We start from the raw sequence: 18,048 nt of genomic DNA on the forward strand, positions 1-18,048 counted from the left end.
CTCCTGGGTTCAGGTTGTCTCCGGTCGCGTGCCATCGAGCGAACTGCGCGTGACAGGACCTGAAAGCACTCTAGGCACGCAGACTGATGGGACGGTGAGCGAAGACTTAGCGGCGTGTGAGTGACGCAGCCGTCCGAGCCCACTCTACGTTGGCAAGAACGGCAGGTGAACCCGCGCCATCAGCCCCGGCCCGTCGTCGCGGTTGCGCAGCTCGATGCGCAGGCCGTGCCGCTCTGCCGCGGTGCGCGCGATCGCCAGGCCCAGCCCGCTGCCGCCCGCCGCCGAGCCCGGCACGCGAAAGAAGCGGTCGAACACGCGGCCGATGATGGCTTGCGGAATGCCGGGGCCGTTGTCGAGCACGTCGACCACCGCATGCCCGTCGACCTGGCGCAGCTTCACGTCGACCACGCCGCCTTCGGGGGCATAGCGCAGCGCGTTGTCGATCAGGTTGTCGAACACGCTGCGCAATTCGGCCGCGGGTGCGAACACCACGGCGGCGATGCGGCCTTCGTTCTCGAAGCCGATGTCCACGCGCCGCGCATCGGCCAGCACCATCAGCTGGCTCACGCTCTCGCGCAGCAGCACCTCGATGTCGACGCGCTCGCGCGCGTTGCCGCTTTGCGGCGCGTCCTGGCGCGACAGGTGCAGCAGTTGCTCGATCAGGTGCTGCGCGCGCGTGACGCCCGCTTCGAGCTGGTTGAAGCGCTCGGTGGCCTCGCCGGCCGGCACGTGCGCGCGCAGGTTCTCGATCTGCAGGCCGATGGCGGCCATCGGCGTGCGCAGTTCGTGCGCGGCGTCCTGCACGAAACGCCGCTGCGTGGCGAAGGCGCTGCGCACGCGCGACAGCAGGTTGTTGAAGGCGCCCACCAGCGGCGCGATCTCGTCGGGCACGCGCGCCAACGACAGCTCGGTCGGGCTGCGCTCGTCCTGCGAGGCGACGTCGCGCGCCACCGCACGCAGCGAGCGCGAGGCCGCCGACACGATGATCCACAAGATCATCAACGCCAGCGGCAGCAGCAGCGTGATCGGCAGGCCTTCGAGCAGCGCGCGGCGCAGTGCGCGGCGGCGGCGGTAGTCCTCGTTCTGCAGCACCTGCACGCGCGGCTGGTCGGCGCGCGGGCCGGGCTCGGCGGTGAACACGCGCCAGCTCGAACCGGCCCGCGTGCCCGTGGTCACGTCGCTGAAGCCCGGCCCCGGCTGCAGCGGCACCGACAGCACGGGCCACGACGTGGCGCGCAAGGTGTGCCCGTCGGCGTTCCAGATCTGCACGATGAAGGCGCCGCGCGAGAACGCGGCCTCGCCGTCCATCGGCTTCGGCAGCTTCTGCGGGTCGCTGCCCGCGTACGACTCGGCCACCAGCCGCATCTGGTCGTCCAGCGCGTTGTGCACCAGGTTGCCGTAGGCCACGAAGGAGAACCATGCCGTGAGCACGGCCGCCCCCAGGTGCAGCGTGATGAGCCACAACAGCAGTTGCGTGCGCAGCGAACCCGGCCGCCACCAGCGGCCGCCGCCGCGCATCGCACGGGTCATGCGGCCACGCGCCAGCCCAGGCCGCGCACGTTGCGGATGGAATCGGCGCCCAGCTTGCGGCGCATGCCGTGAATGAGCACGTCGATGGCGTTGCTGGTCACTTCCTCGCCCCAGCCGTAGATGCGGTTCTCGAGCTGCTCGCGCGAGAGGATGGCGCCGGGGCGCTCCAGCAGCGCATGCAGCAGCGCGAACTCGCGCGCGGTGAGCGCCTCGCGCGCGCCGTTGACCAGCACCTCGCGCGTGGTCAGGTCGAGCTGCAGCGCGCCGCCACCGACCAGCGAATGCGCCGCGCCGTCGCGCCGGCGCACCACGGCGCGCATGCGCGCGAGCAGCTCGCGAAACTCGAAGGGCTTGAGCAGGTAGTCGTCGGCGCCAAGGTCGAGGCTGTGGATGCGGTCGTCCAGGCCGTCGCGCGCGGTCAGCACCAGCACGGGGGTGGCGTCGCCGCGCTCGCGGGCCCGTCGCAGCACCTCGGTGCCGTCCTGCCTGGGCAGGCCGAGGTCGAGCAGCACGCAGGTGTAGCCGCCGTCGCCCAGCGCGCTTTGCGCCAGCTCGCCGTCGCGCACCCAGTCGGCGGACCAGCCCGCGCCTTCGAGCGCCTGCTTCAGGCTGCGCCCGATCATTTCATCGTCTTCCACCAACAGTACGCGCATGGCGGCGTCTCCTTCGGCCGCAAGGTAGCACGCGAACGGGATGATCGAAAGTGCCTGCGCCGGGGCGCAGCGTAAGGGGGCAGAGTTAAGCGGGGCTTAAAGGCACTGAGTTGCTCCCTCTCCCCTTGGGGAGAGGGAGCAACACCGCCTCAGAACTTCTCGTGCGGCCCCAGGTAGCGCCATTGCCCGACCGGCAGGTTGCCCAGCATCACCTTGCCGATGCGCACGCGCTTCAGGCCCACCACCTTCAGGCCGACCAGCTCGCACATGCGGCGGATCTGGCGCTTCTTGCCCTCGGTGAGCACGAAGCGCAGCTGCTCGGGGTTCTGCCATTCGACCCGCGCCGGCTTCAGCGCCTGGCCGTCCAGGCTCAGGCCGTGGCGCAGCCGGGCCAGCATGGCCGGCGGAAACACCGCCTGCACGTTGCTGGTGATGGGGTCGTCGTCGTCCATGCGCACCAGCTGGCCGGGGGGCGCGGGCTGGTCCAGGCCGTGGTAGGCCACGCGCACCAGGTATTCCTTGTCCATCACCGAGTCTTCGCCGATGAGCTGGCGCGCGATGCGCCCGTCCTGCGTCATCACCAGCAGGCCGATGGAATCGATGTCGAGCCGGCCGCACGGCGCCAGGCCGCGCAGCTGGTGCGGGTGGAAGAAGAAGCGCGTGTTGTCTTCCGCCCAGCGGTTCTGCGGCGTGAACAGCGACACCGCCGGCTCGTGTCCGTCCTCGGCCTGCGCGCTCACGTAGCCGATGGGCTTGTTGATGAGGATGGTGACCTGGTTGGCCTGCTGCCCCTTGGCCGCCTTGTCGATCTCGACGCGGTCCGACGGCGTGACCTTCACGCCCATCTCGGCCGGCTTGCCGTTCACCTTCACCCAGCCGTTGGCGATCCATTCGTCGGCCTCGCGGCGCGAGCACATCTTGAGTTCGGCCATGCGCTTGTTCAGGCGCACGGGAGCATTGGGGGGCGTGGAGGGCTCGGTCATCGGGGGCAGATCCTAGCAAACCGCTTCTTCATGGTGTCTTGCCATTTCGATCCCGACACCCGCTTGCTGCGCGGGCTCCAGCACCCCGGCACCGCCCTCGTGATGCCGGGGTGCCATCGATCAACGCATCATTCGTCGGCGGATGCGGCCTCCTTGCCTTGTTTTTTGCGGATGTCCTCGAATCTTTGGGCTGCTTCGTCGCCCTTGAGCGCGCCCACGCGCCCTCGCACGATGGCATCCGTGTATTGCTTGGCGAAGTCGTCGGACATGGCCCAGCCCCCGCCTTGCTTCACGAGATCAAAATCGCCTTGAGCAACCTGCGTGTCCGACTCGCCAAGAACCGCCATGACGCGATCGATGTACTGAAGCTGCACCCGGCAGGTGTATTTCTTGTCCGGCTCGACGACCAGGCAATCTGCCAGCGGCTCCACGGACTGGATTGTTTTCCTGTCGGCGTCGATGCCGCGGCGACGATCCATTTCCTTGAGCGCCGTTGCATTGACGGAGGCAGTTCTTTTCTCGAACGCTTCGACGCCGCTTGCAAATGCTGCGGCCAGTTGCGCCTTGCCGATCGGCGCGCCGAACTCGGGCAGGGTGCCGTCTTTGTTGGCACGGCCATATTTGGCCTTGATCACCCGCTGGTTGCCGCCGCGCACCATGATCTCGCTGCTCCCGCGTTCAGGCCCCACGGTGAAGGCCATCGGGACGGAGGTGTCGCCCATATTGAGCATGGCCGAACAACCGCGTGAGCGCTCCGCCTTGATGTAGCCAATCTCCTTGATATCGGTGAATTTTGCCAACAGCGGATTGGGCCGATCCTTTGCCGTGCCGAACCATGGCTTGCCGGAGTCTCCAAACGCGACATCGATCAGCGCACTGCTGAGAGCCCTTGCAACACGCTTGTCGTCGCACGCAGGCGTGGCATCCGGCGCCAGGAAGAACCAACCGGCAAACACGACGGCAGCGGCGCCGCCCGTCCACCAGGCCCAGCGGGGCCCGGGAAACACGCTCGACCAGAACTTCCGGTCGAACTCTGCAAACTGCAGTGCCGATTGGTGGGCGGCGTACCCGGCCACGGCCTGCTTGCAGATGGCATCGGCGGCAGAAGCTCCCTCGTGCGCTTGGACGAAGAGGGCCTCGATCGCTTCGAGAGACAAGAGGCTGTTTTCGACCAACCAGAACAATCCGGTGCCCAGCGTGTGAAACGGCTCTTGAGGCAACGCAAGGTCGTTGAGCTTTTGCCTCGCGGCTTCATGGACGGTCTGTTCAATGAGGTGGCCGGCGAACAATTGATCGAGAACAGGTGTGATGTTGGTCGACATGATGGCGAAGCGTCGGGCGTGTGGAAGTCGAACTGAAGAGCGCCTGGTACGTGCATCGGGGAGTCGACGCACAGCGAGCAGAAAGTCTGCGGCACGCGGGGTCCTGGCTTTGCAAACAACGGTCAAACGGCCGCTGCTTCTCGCAATCAGTTGGGCCGTGTGCGGAAAAATTCGCGAGCGCAAACACAATCTGCGTGCCTCGGAAAGACTTGATCGATATGCAGGCCCGGTGCTATGCTGAAACCAAGCGAGAGTTGATCTCGCCTTTTTTGGGGGATTCCCAAGTGAGCACACGAAAATTTCAATACGCCATCGTCATCGGGCGTTTCCAGCCCGTTCATTTCGGCCACCAGCGGCTCATCGAAGAAGGCCTTCGCGCCGCCGAGCGGGTCATCGTGGTGGTCGGCTCCGACCGCAAGCCCCGCAGCGTCAAGAACCCCTTCACTTTCGACGAACGCGAACGCATGGTGCGCGCCTGCCTGCGCGGCACCGAGCAGATGCGCGTGAGCGTGGTCGGCGTGGGCGACTCGCCCTACAACGACCAGCTCTGGATCGCGTCGATCCAGTCCGCCGTCGAGCGGCTCATCGTGCAGGACGGCCACGTGCCGGCCCAGGCCAGGGTGGCGCTGGTGGGCCACCTGAAGGACGCGTCGAGCTACTACCTCAAGCTCTTCCCGCACTGGGAATTCGTCGGCCACCAGAACGTGGAGAGCCTGAACGCCACCGACGTGCGCAGCCTCTACTTCGACCCCCAGAACCGCGGCCAGCTGGCACGCGCCGACCTGCCCGACGGCACGGCCGCCTTTCTCGACCAGTTCACCCGCACCGCCGACTACGCCGAGCTCTGCGAAGAGCGCGCCTTCCTGGCCGATTACCGCGACAAGTACCGCTACGCGGGCAGCAGCTTTCCGCCGATCTACACCACGGTCGATGCCATCGTGGTCGAGGCCGGCCACATCCTGCTGGTGCAGCGCAAGTTCCATCCGGGCAAGGGCACCTGGGCGCTGCCCGGCGGCTTCGTCGGCCAGCACGAGCGGCTGCAGGACGCGGCCATTCGCGAGCTGAAGGAAGAGACCCGGCTCAAGGTGCCCGTGCCCGTGCTGAACGGCAGCATGAAGGCCAGCCATGTGTTCGACGCGCCCGACCGCTCGCAGCGCGGACGCACCATCACGCACGGCTTTTTCTTCGAGCTGGCGCACAACCAGTGGGCGGGGCTGTCGGACGTGCGCGCCGACGACGACGCGGCCGAGGTGCGCTGGGTGCCGATCACCGAGTTCCTGGACATGCAGGACCGCATCTACGAAGACCACTTCTTCATCGCGAATCATTTTTTGGGTGGCCTGGGCAAGAACTGAACGACCAGGCTTTGTCAGCAAGAACGGCCCCGGTTGACGGGGCCCACGTGAAAGGAGCTTTCACAATGAACCGCAACCTCACCTCCTCGCCTCTAGGCTCCAACCTGCTGCTTCGCACCGACTCCTACAAGGTGTCGCACTGGATGCAGTACCCGCCGGGCACGCAGACGGTGTACAGCTACATCGAGTCGCGCGGCGGCATCTTCAGCCACTCGCTGTTCTTCGGCCTGCAGGCCTACCTGCGCGAATACCTGCAGACGCCGGTGACGCTGGCCGATGTCGACGAAGCCGGCGCGCTCATGGCGGTGCACGGCGAGCCCTTCAACCGCGAAGGGTGGCTGCGGCTGATCGAGAAGCACGGCGGGCTGATGCCGGTGCGCATCCGCGCGGTGCCCGAGGGCAGCGTGACGCCGGTGCACAACGTGCTCGCGACCATCGAGAACACCGATCCCGAGTTCTTCTGGGTCACGAGCTTCCTGGAGACCGAGCTGCTGCGCGCCATCTGGTACCCGACCACGGTGGCCACGCTGTCGGCCGCGGCGCGCACCACGCTGCTGCGCTACCTGGAAGCCACCTGCGACGACCCGCAAGGGCAGATCGCGTTCAGGCTGCACGACTTCGGCGCGCGCGGCGTGTCGAGCCTGGAATCGGCCGCGCTGGGCGGCATGGCCCACCTGGTCAACTTCATGGGCACGGACACGCTGGCGGCCTTAATGGCGGCGCGCCGGTACTACGACTGCGACGTGGCGGGCTTCTCGATTCCCGCGGCCGAGCACAGCACCATCACGGGCTGGGGCCGCGACCATGAGGCCGACGCTTACAGCAACATGGTCGACCAGTTCGGCAAGCCGGGCGCGACCTTCGCGGTGGTGAGCGACAGCTACGACATCTTCAATGCCTGCGCGCGCATCTGGGGCGGCGAGCTGAAGGCGAAGGTGGTGGCCTCGGGGGCTACGCTGGTGGTGCGACCCGACTCGGGCGACCCGGCGGAAACGACGCTGAAGGTGGCGCAGATCCTGGCCGAGCGTTTCGGCACGACGACGAATGCCAAGGGTTTCAGGGTGCTGAACAACGTGCGCATCATCCAGGGCGACGGGGTGAATCTGGATTCGCTGCGGTTGTGCCTGTCGAACTTTTTCCACAACGGTTTTTCTACCGAGAACATTTCCTTCGGCATGGGCGGCGGGTTGCTGCAACAGGTCAATCGCGACACGATGCAGTGGGCGATGAAGTGCTCGGCGATGCAGGTGAACGGCGAGTGGCGCGATGTGTACAAGTCGCCGGTGGGGGACGTGAGCAAGGCGTCGAAGAAGGGGCGGCTTGCGCTGGTGCGTGGTTCAAGTGGTGTCGAGACCACGGTGCGTGAAGAGACGCTGGCTGCGGGGCAGAGCGACCTGCTGCAAACCGTGTTCGAGAACGGGCGCATAGTGGAGAACACCACATTCGAGGCCATTCGCGAAAGGGCTGCCGCAGGGGTGAGTCAGTTCGTCACCTCGCGCGCGCCGCTCTGAGGAGAGCTTGCGTCATTCAGGGGCGTGTGAACAGGCCGCCGGGTACTCCCCTCCGCGAATGTCCCCCGGGGCTGCGCCCCTCCTCCTTTATTTCGCTGCGGGGAGCACCCGACGCCCTGTTCACCTGGGCACGCTGTCGGTTTGCAGCCGATCAACAAGCGCTGCTGACAACGGTCACGCCGATGCGGTGCCCCTTTTCGCGAAATAAAGGAGGAGGCCGCAGGCCGGGGGACATTCGAGAAAAGGGGTACCGCGTCGGCGTGACCGCGCCATGAACGACGACATCGGACCAAGCCCCGTGCCACACGGCATCGCCATAATCCGCGCAGCTCTTAGATTTCATGACCAAACTCCTGATCCTCAGCGTGAGCGCCGGCAACGGCCATGTGCGTGCAGCACAGGCGCTCGCCGCCACCGCCCAGACCCTTTCCCCGCCCTGCACGGCGGTCCACATCGACGCCATGGCCCACGTGGCCGGCGGCTTTCGCAAGGTGTACACGGACTGGTACATCCAGCTCGTGAACCGCGCGCCCGACCTCTGGTCGTACCTGCACCAGCGCACCGACAGCACGCCGCACCACGCGCCCTCGCAGCGCCTGCGCCGTGGCATCGAGCGGCTCAGCACCGGGGCGCTGGTGAAGGAAATTCGCCGCGAGCAACCCGACGCCGTCATCTGCACGCACTTTCTGCCGGCCGAACTGCTGATGCGCGAACGCAACCGCGGGCGCATCGACTACCCGGTGTGGTTGCAGATCACCGACTACGACCTGCACAACATGTGGCTGGTGCCGGGCATGACGGGCTACCTTGCAGCGACCGAAGAGGTCGCGTTTCGCCTGCGGGCACGCGGCATTCCGGCGGACCGCATCCATGTGACGGGCATTCCGGTGATGCCCGCGTTCGCCGAGCCCGATGTGCCGGCGCTGGCGCGCAACGCCTGCGTGAGCGAACTCGGCCTGGACCCCGCGCGGCCGGTGCTGCTGATGGCGTCGGGCGGCGCGGGCGTGGGCGATCTGGCGAGCATGGTCGAGCGCGTGCTCGGCCTGGGCGGCAAGGACGGCCATGGCGGGAAAGAAGGCAACTTCCAGGTGATCGCGGTGGCGGGCCGCAACGTGGACACCCACGCCAGGCTCGAAGCGCTGGCCAAACGCTTCCCGGGCCGCATGGTGGCCATCGGCTTCACCAACGAGATGCACAAGCTCATGGCCGCGGCCGACCTGGTGGTCACCAAGCCCGGCGGGCTCACGGTGTCCGAATGCCTGGCGCTGGGCAAGCCGATGCTGCTGATCTCGCCCATTCCCGGGCAGGAAGAACACAACGCCGGCTTCCTGATGGAAGAAGGCGCGGCCTGGCTCGCGTACGACGCCATCGGGCTGGACTACAAGGTCGCGCGCCTGATGGCCGATGCGGCCAAGCTCGCGACCATGGCCGCGCGCAGCCGCGCGCTGGGCAAGCCGCAGGCCGCGCGCGCGGTGCTGCAGCACGTGCTGGGCGCAACGACGGAAACCGCGGCATGAGCGGCCGCACGAACGTCGTCACCGAAAAGACCGGCATCGCCCGCACGCTCGGCTATCTCGCGTGGGTGGTCGTCATGGCCTTCTTCTTCGCCAACGCCGAGATCCAGATCGAAGGCGGCGCGGGCTGGGCCACGTCGCTGCCGACCTGGCGCATCGAGAACAGCATCTGGCTCGACCTGTTCTGGGGCGGCCGCGCCATGACCGGCTACCACGCGTGGGTGTTCACCTTCATGGCGCTGGTGTTCTTCTCGCCGCTGGCCTTCAACGGCCACTGGACGTGGCGCAACGTGGGGCTGGCGGTGGCCGGCCTCATCGTGTTCTGGGTCTGCGAAGACTTTCTGTGGTTTCTCATCAACCCGGCCTTCGGCTGGGCGCGCTTCAACCCGGTCGATGCGTTCTGGCACAAGCACTGGCTGTGGGGCGCACCGGTCGACTACTGGGGCGGGCTTGCTGTGGCGCTGCTGATACTGGTCGTGCGGCACTGGCGGCGCAAGCCATGAGCAGGACACGCAAGCCGGACGACAAGCAACCCATGGCCCCGCGCCCCGGCCACTGGGCCGACGCGCTGGACGAACTGCAGGTCGAGAACCTGCACCGCATCACGCCCACGCTGTACCGCAGCGCGCAGCCTCGGCGCGCCGACATGGCAGCGCTGCAGCAGCTCGGCATTCGCACGGTGGTGAGCCTGCGCTCGTTCAACGACGACAAGAAGGTGTTCGCAGGCTCGGGCATCCGGCTGGTGCGCGTGCCGATCAACACCTGGTCCATCGACGACGCCAAGGTGCTGCGCGCGCTCAGCGCCATTCGCGACGCCGAGAAGCACGGCCCGGTGCTCATCCACTGCATGCACGGCGCCGACCGCACCGGCGTGGTGGCGGCGGTGTACCGCATGGCGGTGCAGGACTGGGACAAGGAGAGCGCACGCCAAGAGATGCTGCGCGGCGGCTACGGCTACCACACGCTGTGGCGCAACATTCCGCGCTACATCGAGCGGCTCGACCCTGTGAAGATGCGCCATGCGCTGGCGCATGCCCCGGCGGTTCCGGTGCTGTCCTGAAGGCGCCTGCAGCTTTCGCACCCCGCTCCTATACTGGCCGCCCCGTGGCCCCAGGCCATCTCCGAACCCCTGCGAAGGCTTCCTCCATGGCACTGCAAATCCGCTCCCTCGTTCGCGCCAACGGCGAACTCGAACTCTCGCTGCACGACGACCCGATTCCCGAACCGCAGGCCCATGAAGTGGTGATCCGCGTGGAGGCGTCGCCGCTCAATCCGTCCGACCTGGGCCTGCTGTTCGGCGCGGCCGACATGGGCACCGCCAAGGCCTCGGGCACGCCCGACCGCCCGGTCGTGACCGCCACCGTGCCCGAACGCGCCCGGCCCGCCATGGCCGCGCGGCTCGACGAGTCGATGCCCGTGGGCAACGAGGGCGCGGGCGTGGTGGTGAAGGCCGGCTCGTCGCCGGCCGCGCAGGCGCTGCTGGGCAAGACCGTGGCGGCCATCGGCGGCGCGATGTACGCGCAGTACCGCAGCCTTGCCGCCGCGCAATGCATGGTGTTGCCCGAGGGCACCACGCCGGCCGAAGGCGCTTCGTGCTTCGTCAACCCGCTCACGTCGCTGAGCATGGTGGAGACGATGCGCATGGAGGGCCACAAGGCGCTGGTGCACACGGCGGCCGCGTCCAACCTGGGGCAGATGCTCAACAAGATCTGCCAGAAGGACGGCATTGCGCTGGTGAACATCGTGCGCAAGCAGGAGCAGGAAGACCTGCTGCGCGGGATGGGTGCGAAGTACGTGTGCAACGCAAGCTCGCCCACGTTCATCGAAGACCTGACGCAGGCGCTGGTGGAGACCGGCGCCACGCTGGCCTTCGACGCCACCGGCGGCGGCAAGCTGGCGGGGCAGATCCTCGGCTGCATGGAAGCGGCCATCAACCGCACCGCCAAGGAATACAGCCGCTACGGCTCGACCACGCACAAGCAGGTGTACATCTACGGCGGCCTGGACCGCAGCCCGACGGAGTTCGTGCGCAACTTCGGCATGGCGTGGGGCATGGGCGGGTGGCTGCTGTTCCCGTTTCTCGGCAAGCTCGGCGATGAAGGCACGCAGCGTTTGAAGGCGCGCGTGGTGGCCGAACTGAAGACGACGTTCGCCAGCAAGTACACGCGCGAGGTGTCGCTGGTCGAGATGCTGCAGCTCGACGCGATCGGGGTGTATGGCAAGCAGGCGACGGGGGAGAAGTTCTTGCTGAATCCGAACAAGGGGTTGGCTGGCTGAGGCTCTGGCCTCTGGCCTCTGGCCTCTGGCCTCTGGCCTCTGGCCTCTGGCCTCTGGGCTCTGGGCTCTGGGCTCTGGCCTACAGGGAAGGCGCCCGGTATGCGGGCGAACAAGCGCAGCGCATTTCTTCCAGGTCGCCTGCGCTCGGCGCGAAGACAGCGCACGCGCAGGAGTGAGCGAGTGAGAAACGACAGAGGTGATCGTTTCCTTGAGCGTCAGACGCTTAGGTGCGAGGCACGCGATTCGAGCACCGCAAGGTCGCTCTCGTCCTTGAGCGCTACGCCTGTCAACCCGCGGCGCAATGACTCGCGCATCAGCCACGCGAGCTTGAACGCGGCGGCCTCGTAAGGCAGGCCTTCGGGCCGCACGTTCGAGATGCAGTTGCGTACAGCGTCGTTCAGGCCGCGCTTCGGCGAGTAGGTCAGATAGATACCCAGACTGTCTGGCGAACTCAAGCCCGGCCGCTCGCCGATCAGCATGACCGACAGCATGGCGCCGAACAGTTCGCCCACCTCGTCCGCCAGCGCGACGCGCGCCTGCGTGGCGATGACCACGGGCGCGTAGCGCGTGTCCGCTGGCAGCTGCGAGCGCAGCGCGGCCAGCAGCGGTGCGGAATGCCTTGCCACCGCCAGCGAGGAGAGGCCGTCGCCGATGACGATGCAAACGTCGCAGCCATAGCGCCGCATATCGCGCAGGCGCTCGCTGTCCATTGCGTCAAGTTGGCGGCCCAGATCGGGCCGGCGCAAATAGCTGGTGCGGTCCTGCGCTTGGCTGCGTGCGCGTGCCACCTGCCAGTGCTGTGCGGTCAGCGCGGCGTGGAGCGCATCGACGTCCAGCGCCACATGGATGGCATCGCGCGCCATCGCATGGGCCCAGCCGAAGCGCAGCGTTTCGTCGGTCGGCATGCCGGCGCCGGCGAGGCCCAGCGCCAGCCGCGCGGGCGTGGCCGAGCGCCATTGCGCCCAGGGGTCGGGTGTGACGGCATCGCTCATGGTGCGAGGGCTGCGAGCCCGTTCATGCCGGCCAGCAGCCGGTTGGACGAAGGCGGCGCTAGCTGGCCCGCACCGTCGGTGATCTGCATGCGCTGCAGCCAGGCCTCGAACTCGGGCGCGCGCTTCAGGCCCAGCGTCTCGCGCATGAACAGCGCGTCGTGGAACGAGGTGCTCTGGTAGTTGAGCATCACGTCGTCAGCCCCCGGAATGCCCATGATGAAGTTGATGCCCGCCGTGCCCAGCAACACGAGCAGCGTGTCCATGTCGTCCTGGTCGGCCTCGGCGTGGTTGGTGTAGCAGATGTCGCAGCCGATGGGCAGGCCCAGCAGCTTGCCGCAGAAATGATCTTCCAGGCCCGCGCGAATGATCTGCTTGCCGTCGTACAGATACTCCGGCCCGATGAATCCCACCACCGTGTTGATGAGGAAGGGCTTGTAGCGCCGCGCCAGCGCATAGGCGCGCACCTCGCAGGTCTGCTGGTCGACGCCGAAGTTGGCATTGGCCGAGAGCGCACTGCCTTGTCCTGTCTCGAAGTACATGACGTTGTTGCCGATGGTGCCGCGCTTCAGGGACAGCGCCGCCGCATAGGCCTCGTCGAGCAGCTCGGGCGTCACGCCGAAAGAAAGGTTGGCCTTCTCTGTGCCTGCGATCGACTGGAACACCAGGTCCACCGGCGCGCCGGCTTCCGCGAGTTTGAGCGTGTTGGTCACGTGCGTGAGCACGCAGCTCTGCGTGGGAATCTCGAAGCGCTGGATCACCTCGTCGAGCATGTGCAGCAACTGGCCCAGCACCGGCATGCTGTCCGAAGCGGGGTTCAGGCCGATCACCGCATCGCCCGCGCCGTAGAGCAGGCCGTCGAGCGTGGAGGCGGCCACGCCGCGCAGGTCGTCGGTCGGGTGGTTGGGCTGCAGGCGCACGGCCAGGTGGCCCCGCAGGCCGATGGTGTCGCGAAAGCGGGTGACGACCGTGCACTTCTTCGCGACCGACACCAGGTCCTGGTTGCGCATCAGCTTGGACACGGCCGCCACCATCTCGGGCGTGAGGCCGGGTGCGAGCGCGGTGAGCGTGGCGGTGGTCGCTTGGTCTGACAGCAGCCAGTTGCGAAAGTCGCCGACCGTGAGGTGCGACACCGGCGCGAAGGCCTGCGCATCGTGGCTGTCGATGATGAGACGGGTGATGTTGTCGCTCTCGTAGGGAACGAGCGCTTCCGTCAGGAACTGCTTGAGCGGCGTGTCGGCCAGCACATGGCGCGCGGCCATGCGCTGCTGCGCGGTGGCCGCGCCCACGCCCGCGAGGTAGTCGCCCGAACGCGCGGGGCTGGCCACGGCCATGACCTGCCTGAGGTCGTCGAAGGCGAAGACCTGCCCGGCAATGGTGGTGCGATAGCGCATTTTCAAATGGTTGTTAACAGTCATGCCTTGCGTCTGTAGCGAGGCGGTCGATGACGCGGCTTGTCTGTGCGCGTCACAGGCTCCGGCGTGTGCTTTACGCCCCGCTCGCCAGCACCTCGAGGGCCTGCGCATGCAGAGCCCGCGTTGCGGCAGCCAGCACCCGACCGTCGGACCCGAAGCCAAGTGCACGTCCCTCCCAGTCGGTGATCACGCCACCGGCCGCTTCGACGACGCCGACCAGCGCCATGTAGTCATAAGGCTGGAGCCCGCACTCGGCAACCAGATCGATGTGTCCGCCCGCAAGTTGTGCATAGCCGTAGCAGTCGCCGCCGAAACGGCGCATCGCGCAACGCTTGCTCAGACGCTCGAAGTCGTCCCACTGCGAAGAAGAAAAGCTGTCGGGCGATGTCGTGAGAAGACGTGCCTGCGCCAATTGCGTGCACTGTCGCGTGCGCACGGCCATGCCGTTGCGACGCGCCCCCTCTCCTTTCTGTCCGGTCCAGCGCTCGCCCAGCATCGGCATGTCCACGAGGCCGAGCGTGGGCTCGCCCCGGTGCACGAGGGCAATCAAGGTGCCCCACAACGGAGATCCGGTGATGAAACTCTTCGTGCCGTCGATGGGGTCCAGAACCCATACGTGCTCGGCGTCCAGACGCTCGCGGCCGTACTCCTCTCCGAGGATGCCGTGGTCCGGCACCTCCCTTCCCAACAGCTCGCGCATCGCCGCTTCGGCAGCACGGTCCGCCATCGTCACCGGGCTCGCATCGTCCTTGAATTCGATGTCCAGCGATGTACGGAAGTTCGGTACGGAATGCGCCGCGGCGAGATCGGCGAGGCGGCAGGCAAGGGACAGATAGTCGGTGCGATCGATCATGAAGCGTGGTCTTGGAGAGGATTGGAAACACAACCGCGAGCGCGGCTTTAACTCGGGCACGAATGGTGCTTGCGTGGATTCTTGCAAATAACAGGAACTTCCACAATCACCCAAACAAGCACATTTCTGGTGAAGCCATTCCCACACATCGCCTCAATTCCGTTCACCGCAAATCAAGGAGCTCACATGTTTACATCGACTTATCGCACCGGTCGCAAAGGCTTGTCTCTCGCCCTCCTGATGGCGAGTTTTGTTTTCGGCGCCGCGCATGCCGGCATGGTCACTGTCTATTCCGCATTGGAAGAAGACGAGATCAAGGACTACCTGGCGGCAGCGAAGAAGGACATGCCCGACATCGACGTGAAGGTGCTGCGGCTGTCCACCGGCGACCTGGGCGCGCGCATTCTTGCGGAGTCGGCCAATCCGCAGCACGACGTGATCTGGGGCTGGGCCCTCACCAATCTGCTGGACCCGCGCGTCACCGCACTGCTCGAGCCTTACCCCGCCAAGGGGAGCGAAAAACTCGCGCCCGCCAACAAGGCGGCAGACGCCAAATGGTTTGCAACGACCGGCTATGCCGCCGCCTTCTGCGTCAATACCGAAGTGCTCAAGGCAAAGAATCTTCCGATGCCAACAAGTTGGAAAGATTTGACAAACCCTGTTTACAAAGGCGAGGTCGTCATGCCCAACCCGGTGTCTTCGGGCACTGGTTATCTGCAGATTGCCGCACTGCTGCAATCCAAAGGCAAGGACGAAGGCTGGAAGTTCCTCAAGGCGCTCGACGGCAATGTGGCCCAGTACATCAAATCGGGTTCGCGTCCGTGCAAGGCGGCCCGCGCGGGAGAGTTCGCCATCGGCACGTCGCTCGCCTTCGCTGCCATGCAGTCGATCGAAGAGGGCTATCCGGTGAAGATGGTGATTCCCGGCGACGGCGCGGGCTACGAGCTCGAAGCCTCCGGCCTGATGGCCAAGTCGAAGAACAAGACCGATGCCAAGCGCTTCCTGGACTGGACCCTTTCCGCCAACGCAACCTCGCTCTACGCGAAGTACAAGGAAATCGTCACCACGCCCGGCTCGGTGCCATCGAAGGCGGCCAGGAATGCAGGCCTTCCGGCGGACCTGAGCAAGGTGCTCTACCCCATGGACTTCGCGCGCTCCGCCAACGAGCGCGAAGACATCTTGTCGACCTGGCAAAAAGCCATCGGCCGCTGACCGTTGGTTCTTCCACCGCGTCGCTCATTCACATGAGCGATGGCGCGCATACCTATAAATATTTCAGGGAAGCAACATCATGAGAACCAGAATCGGAGCTGCCTTCGGGGCGGTCGCATGGCTGTGCTTGTTGGCAGCGTGCGGGGGCGGCGGGGGGAACGACAGCTCACCTCTCCCGCTCTTGAACGCGCCACTCGCGAGCAATGGCGGCAATGGCCCGACCGCTGCCGACAGCAGCGGCACCACACCGACAGCCAACCAAGGCAAGAGCGGCCCCAAGGCGCTCGTCATCGAGATCGACGGCCTCACGCATGCGGCACTGCGCGACGCCATCGCGCAGAACAAGGCGCCCGCCCTGCAATCGCTGCGCATCGCACCCGCCTGGACCGGCGGCGCCAACGGCACGTCGAGCGAACAGCGCACCACCGAGGCCCCGGGCTGGGCCACGCTGCTCACGGGCACCTGGGCACAGCGCCACGGCGTGCGCTGGGACACCGAGGATCAACGCATCGACGCCAAGCTCTCGCCCTCTGTCTTTGCTTTTGCGAAGCAGAAGAAAGACGCCGACTACAAGACCGCGTCGATCACGGCCACCCCGCTGTACGCGTCCCTGCTCGCCAGCGAGACTGGCACGCTGGACAGCGCCATCGACTGTGCCGGCGCCGACGCCTGCGTGACCGAGCGAACGGTGCAGCTCATCGACGCCGGCTACGACCTGCTGGTTGCACAGTACGGCGCACCGGTTTCGGCGGCCCGCAACGGCCTGAAGAGCGACGCCTACCAGCGCGCGGTCGCCGACACTTCAGCCGCTGTGGGGCAACTGCTCGCGCGCATTGCGCAACGCACGGCCAACGATGCCAAGGAAGACTGGCTCGTCATCGTCACCACCGGCTATGGACTCGATGAATTCGGCAGTGCCTCGGGCACGCAGTTCATCGGCAACAAGACCGTCTTCATCGCCAGCAACAAGGCGCTGATGGCATTGCCCGGCGCGGACAATGCCGCGCCGGCGGACACCGCGCTGTTGCAGCTCGCCGCGGCGACCGACATCGCGCCGACCGTGCTGCGGCACCTGAACGCGCTTGCGGCACCGGAGGCGTACAACTTCAACGGACAGGCGCTGCAAGCCGCAACGTCGCTGCGCGAACTCTCCGCCGAGGCGGGTGCCGACAAAGCCAGCATCGAACTTTCGTGGACGCTCTCGGGCGGGGCGACAGCGCCGGTGCAGGTGCTGCGCAACGGCAAGCTGGTGGCCACGCTGCCGGCCGATGCGACCTCCTATGCCGACCCCATCGTCGCCGCCGCCGACGGGGTCTACACCTTCCCCTACACCGTCGTCGCAGGCGAGGCCAGCGTGGCCATCACTGCGCGGCTTGCCTACGTGAAGCCCGTCCCGCTCGAACCCACGCTGGCCATCGGTCTGGTGAACTACTACCCGCTCGACACACTGCCGGCCGTGGACTTCTTCGAGAGCGCCTCCACTCTCGCACCGTGGGCGGCCGATGCCGACGGCGGCTCGGTGGTCGACGACGGCTTCCTGGGCCCGCGCAAGGCAAGGGCGCTGCGCGTGGACAACCGGGTGAAAAACGCGACCGGCCTGGCCGGATACAGGCTTGTGCAGGCCACCGACGTCGCGACCAACGCCGCCGTCACTGCTTACACCATCGGCTTCTGGATGCGCACAGATGCCACCTGCAGCCAGGGCGTAGCGAACGCCGCCTCTGTCATCGCCAACAAGGACTACTCCAGCGGCGTTAACGAGGGCCTCGCCATAGGTCTCTTCGGCAGTTGCGAAATCCAGTTCAACGTGGGGGCCGGCCCTGCTGGACCAAGGGCCGATAGCAAAGGCTACAACCTGAGCGCGGGCCAGTGGGCCTACCTGGCGGTGGTGATCGACAAGGCGCCCCCCCAGCTCACCGGCTATCTGTTCGACCCCGTAAGGGGCAAGCAGACAAAAAAACAAGATCTCACGAGCGCGTTGATCGCCAATCTCGGCGGCCTGAAGAACGGCATCGGCCTCAACGAGGACGGCACCGGTCGGTACTACCAGAGCGAGGCCCCCAAGTCGCCGCGTGGCGCGATGGATTTCAACGACTTCGCGATCTGGAACCGCGCGCTCACGGACACAGAGCTGACCAGCATCTTCACGTCGGGGAAGCCCTTGTCGACGCTCACGCGCTGAACGCCTGGCAACACAACAAAGACTCGAGAGGACTCAACCATGCGACTTTTTTCCATTCTCGCGCGGCTCGTGCCTGCGCTGATCGTGGCCTGTGCGCTTACCGCCTGCGGTGGCGGCAGCGACACCAACAACAGCAACAGCAACAGCGGCTTCGTCGGCGGCCTTCCCGCTACCGGCACAAACACGCCTTCCCCTGCGGCGCCGACCCCGGCCGACGACGGCGTGGCCGTCGTGAAGCGCTGCGCACCGTGA

16 protein-coding genes are annotated in these 18,048 nt (G+C 66.5%); 9 read left to right on the forward strand and 7 right to left on the reverse strand.

Features of this window, described 5'->3' with window-relative positions:
- Nucleotides 1-144: 144 nt before the first annotated feature.
- From ACSFA5_RS18205 to ACSFA5_RS18220, 4 genes are all read right to left on the reverse strand, one after another.
- Complete coding sequence (locus tag ACSFA5_RS18205) at nucleotides 145-1,530, reverse strand: sensor histidine kinase (protein WP_435445456.1); 1,386 nt, start codon at nucleotides 1,528-1,530, stop codon at nucleotides 145-147.
- Nucleotides 1,527-2,183: a response regulator gene (locus ACSFA5_RS18210; protein WP_435445457.1), complete on the reverse strand. Its 657-nt coding sequence runs from the start codon at nucleotides 2,181-2,183 to the stop codon at nucleotides 1,527-1,529. Before ACSFA5_RS18210 ends, ACSFA5_RS18205 begins: the two co-directional genes overlap by 4 nt.
- Before the next feature lie 149 nt (nucleotides 2,184-2,332).
- On the reverse strand, nucleotides 2,333-3,166 hold the full coding sequence (locus ACSFA5_RS18215) for a pseudouridine synthase (RefSeq protein ID WP_435445458.1): 834 nt from the start codon (nucleotides 3,164-3,166) through the stop codon (nucleotides 2,333-2,335).
- Between the two features lie 128 nt (nucleotides 3,167-3,294).
- The gene (locus ACSFA5_RS18220; protein ID WP_435445459.1) at nucleotides 3,295-4,488 is read right to left on the reverse strand and encodes a hypothetical protein; all 1,194 of its coding nucleotides are present in this window, start codon (nucleotides 4,486-4,488) and stop codon (nucleotides 3,295-3,297) included.
- A gap of 284 nt (nucleotides 4,489-4,772) precedes the next feature.
- Between ACSFA5_RS18220 and ACSFA5_RS18225 the strand changes: the two genes are divergently transcribed.
- The 6 genes from ACSFA5_RS18225 (at nucleotide 4,773) to ACSFA5_RS18250 (ending at nucleotide 11,145) form a co-directional block, all read left to right on the forward strand.
- Nucleotides 4,773-5,843 carry a bifunctional nicotinamide-nucleotide adenylyltransferase/Nudix hydroxylase gene (locus tag ACSFA5_RS18225; RefSeq protein ID WP_435445460.1) on the forward strand — a complete coding sequence of 357 codons (1,071 nt, stop codon included), beginning with the start codon at nucleotides 4,773-4,775 and terminating at the stop codon, nucleotides 5,841-5,843.
- Nucleotides 5,844-5,908: 65 nt separating this feature from the next.
- Nucleotides 5,909-7,354, forward strand: coding sequence for a nicotinate phosphoribosyltransferase (locus ACSFA5_RS18230; protein ID WP_435445461.1), 1,446 nt, complete (start codon nucleotides 5,909-5,911; stop codon nucleotides 7,352-7,354).
- A 341-nt stretch (nucleotides 7,355-7,695) separates the two neighbouring features.
- Nucleotides 7,696-8,871 carry an MGDG synthase family glycosyltransferase gene (locus tag ACSFA5_RS18235; RefSeq protein ID WP_435445462.1) on the forward strand — a complete coding sequence of 392 codons (1,176 nt, stop codon included), beginning with the start codon at nucleotides 7,696-7,698 and terminating at the stop codon, nucleotides 8,869-8,871.
- Complete coding sequence (locus ACSFA5_RS18240) at nucleotides 8,868-9,371, forward strand: hypothetical protein (RefSeq protein ID WP_435445463.1); 504 nt, start codon at nucleotides 8,868-8,870, stop codon at nucleotides 9,369-9,371. Before ACSFA5_RS18235 ends, ACSFA5_RS18240 begins: the two co-directional genes overlap by 4 nt.
- Entirely contained in the window at nucleotides 9,368-9,928 is a 561-nt protein-coding gene (locus ACSFA5_RS18245) for a dual specificity protein phosphatase family protein (protein ID WP_435445464.1), read from the forward strand. The genes ACSFA5_RS18240 and ACSFA5_RS18245 overlap by 4 nt, the downstream gene beginning before the upstream one ends.
- An 86-nt stretch (nucleotides 9,929-10,014) precedes the next feature.
- The gene (locus ACSFA5_RS18250) at nucleotides 10,015-11,145 is read left to right on the forward strand and encodes a zinc-binding dehydrogenase (RefSeq protein ID WP_435445465.1); all 1,131 of its coding nucleotides are present in this window, start codon (nucleotides 10,015-10,017) and stop codon (nucleotides 11,143-11,145) included.
- A 215-nt stretch (nucleotides 11,146-11,360) separates the two neighbouring features.
- On the opposite strand, the gene eutC is transcribed toward ACSFA5_RS18250, so the two are convergent.
- The 3 genes from eutC to hisN all read right to left on the reverse strand — a co-directional run bounded on the left by eutC (nucleotide 11,361) and on the right by hisN (nucleotide 14,402).
- On the reverse strand, nucleotides 11,361-12,137 hold the full coding sequence (eutC, locus tag ACSFA5_RS18255) for an ethanolamine ammonia-lyase subunit EutC (RefSeq protein WP_435445466.1): 777 nt from the start codon (nucleotides 12,135-12,137) through the stop codon (nucleotides 11,361-11,363).
- Entirely contained in the window at nucleotides 12,134-13,528 is a 1,395-nt protein-coding gene (locus ACSFA5_RS18260; protein WP_435445467.1) for an ethanolamine ammonia-lyase subunit EutB, read from the reverse strand. The genes eutC and ACSFA5_RS18260 overlap by 4 nt, the downstream gene beginning before the upstream one ends.
- Before the next feature lie 94 nt (nucleotides 13,529-13,622).
- Nucleotides 13,623-14,402: a histidinol-phosphatase gene (gene hisN / locus ACSFA5_RS18265; protein ID WP_435445468.1), complete on the reverse strand. Its 780-nt coding sequence runs from the start codon at nucleotides 14,400-14,402 to the stop codon at nucleotides 13,623-13,625.
- Nucleotides 14,403-14,531: 129 nt separating this feature from the next.
- Here hisN and ACSFA5_RS18270 point away from each other — a divergent pair, with 129 nt between their 5' ends.
- From ACSFA5_RS18270 to ACSFA5_RS18280, 3 genes are all read left to right on the forward strand, one after another.
- Nucleotides 14,532-15,614, forward strand: a complete 1,083-nt coding sequence (locus ACSFA5_RS18270; RefSeq protein ID WP_435445469.1) for an ABC transporter substrate-binding protein — start codon at nucleotides 14,532-14,534, stop codon at nucleotides 15,612-15,614.
- A 181-nt stretch (nucleotides 15,615-15,795) separates the two neighbouring features.
- On the forward strand, nucleotides 15,796-17,796 hold the full coding sequence (locus ACSFA5_RS18275) for a LamG-like jellyroll fold domain-containing protein (RefSeq protein WP_435445470.1): 2,001 nt from the start codon (nucleotides 15,796-15,798) through the stop codon (nucleotides 17,794-17,796).
- A gap of 39 nt (nucleotides 17,797-17,835) precedes the next feature.
- A complete protein-coding gene (locus ACSFA5_RS18280) occupies nucleotides 17,836-18,048 on the forward strand; it encodes a hypothetical protein (RefSeq protein WP_435445471.1) in 213 nt (70 codons plus the stop codon).

Origin of the sequence: Variovorax monticola, assembly GCF_051216855.1 — a bacterium.
Classification (GTDB): Bacteria; Pseudomonadota; Gammaproteobacteria; order Burkholderiales; family Burkholderiaceae_C; genus Variovorax.

Excerpts from the sequence above, each read along its gene's own strand:
- ACSFA5_RS18260 (WP_435445467.1), bottom strand. The coding sequence starts at position 13,528 with ATGCGCTATCGCACCACCATTGCCGGGCAGGTCTTCGCCTTCGACGAC.
- ACSFA5_RS18215 (WP_435445458.1), bottom strand. The coding sequence starts at position 3,166 with ATGACCGAGCCCTCCACGCCCCCCAATGCTCCCGTGCGCCTGAACAAG.
- ACSFA5_RS18250 (WP_435445465.1), top strand. The coding sequence starts at position 10,015 with ATGGCACTGCAAATCCGCTCCCTCGTTCGCGCCAACGGCGAACTCGAA.
- ACSFA5_RS18230 (WP_435445461.1), top strand. The coding sequence starts at position 5,909 with ATGAACCGCAACCTCACCTCCTCGCCTCTAGGCTCCAACCTGCTGCTT.
- ACSFA5_RS18205 (WP_435445456.1), bottom strand. The coding sequence starts at position 1,530 with ATGACCCGTGCGATGCGCGGCGGCGGCCGCTGGTGGCGGCCGGGTTCG.
- eutC (WP_435445466.1), bottom strand. The coding sequence starts at position 12,137 with ATGAGCGATGCCGTCACACCCGACCCCTGGGCGCAATGGCGCTCGGCC.
- hisN (WP_435445468.1), bottom strand. The coding sequence starts at position 14,402 with ATGATCGATCGCACCGACTATCTGTCCCTTGCCTGCCGCCTCGCCGAT.
- ACSFA5_RS18280 (WP_435445471.1), top strand. The coding sequence starts at position 17,836 with ATGCGACTTTTTTCCATTCTCGCGCGGCTCGTGCCTGCGCTGATCGTG.
- ACSFA5_RS18240 (WP_435445463.1), top strand. The coding sequence starts at position 8,868 with ATGAGCGGCCGCACGAACGTCGTCACCGAAAAGACCGGCATCGCCCGC.
- ACSFA5_RS18235 (WP_435445462.1), top strand. The coding sequence starts at position 7,696 with ATGACCAAACTCCTGATCCTCAGCGTGAGCGCCGGCAACGGCCATGTG.
- ACSFA5_RS18210 (WP_435445457.1), bottom strand. The coding sequence starts at position 2,183 with ATGCGCGTACTGTTGGTGGAAGACGATGAAATGATCGGGCGCAGCCTG.
- ACSFA5_RS18220 (WP_435445459.1), bottom strand. The coding sequence starts at position 4,488 with ATGTCGACCAACATCACACCTGTTCTCGATCAATTGTTCGCCGGCCAC.
- ACSFA5_RS18245 (WP_435445464.1), top strand. The coding sequence starts at position 9,368 with ATGAGCAGGACACGCAAGCCGGACGACAAGCAACCCATGGCCCCGCGC.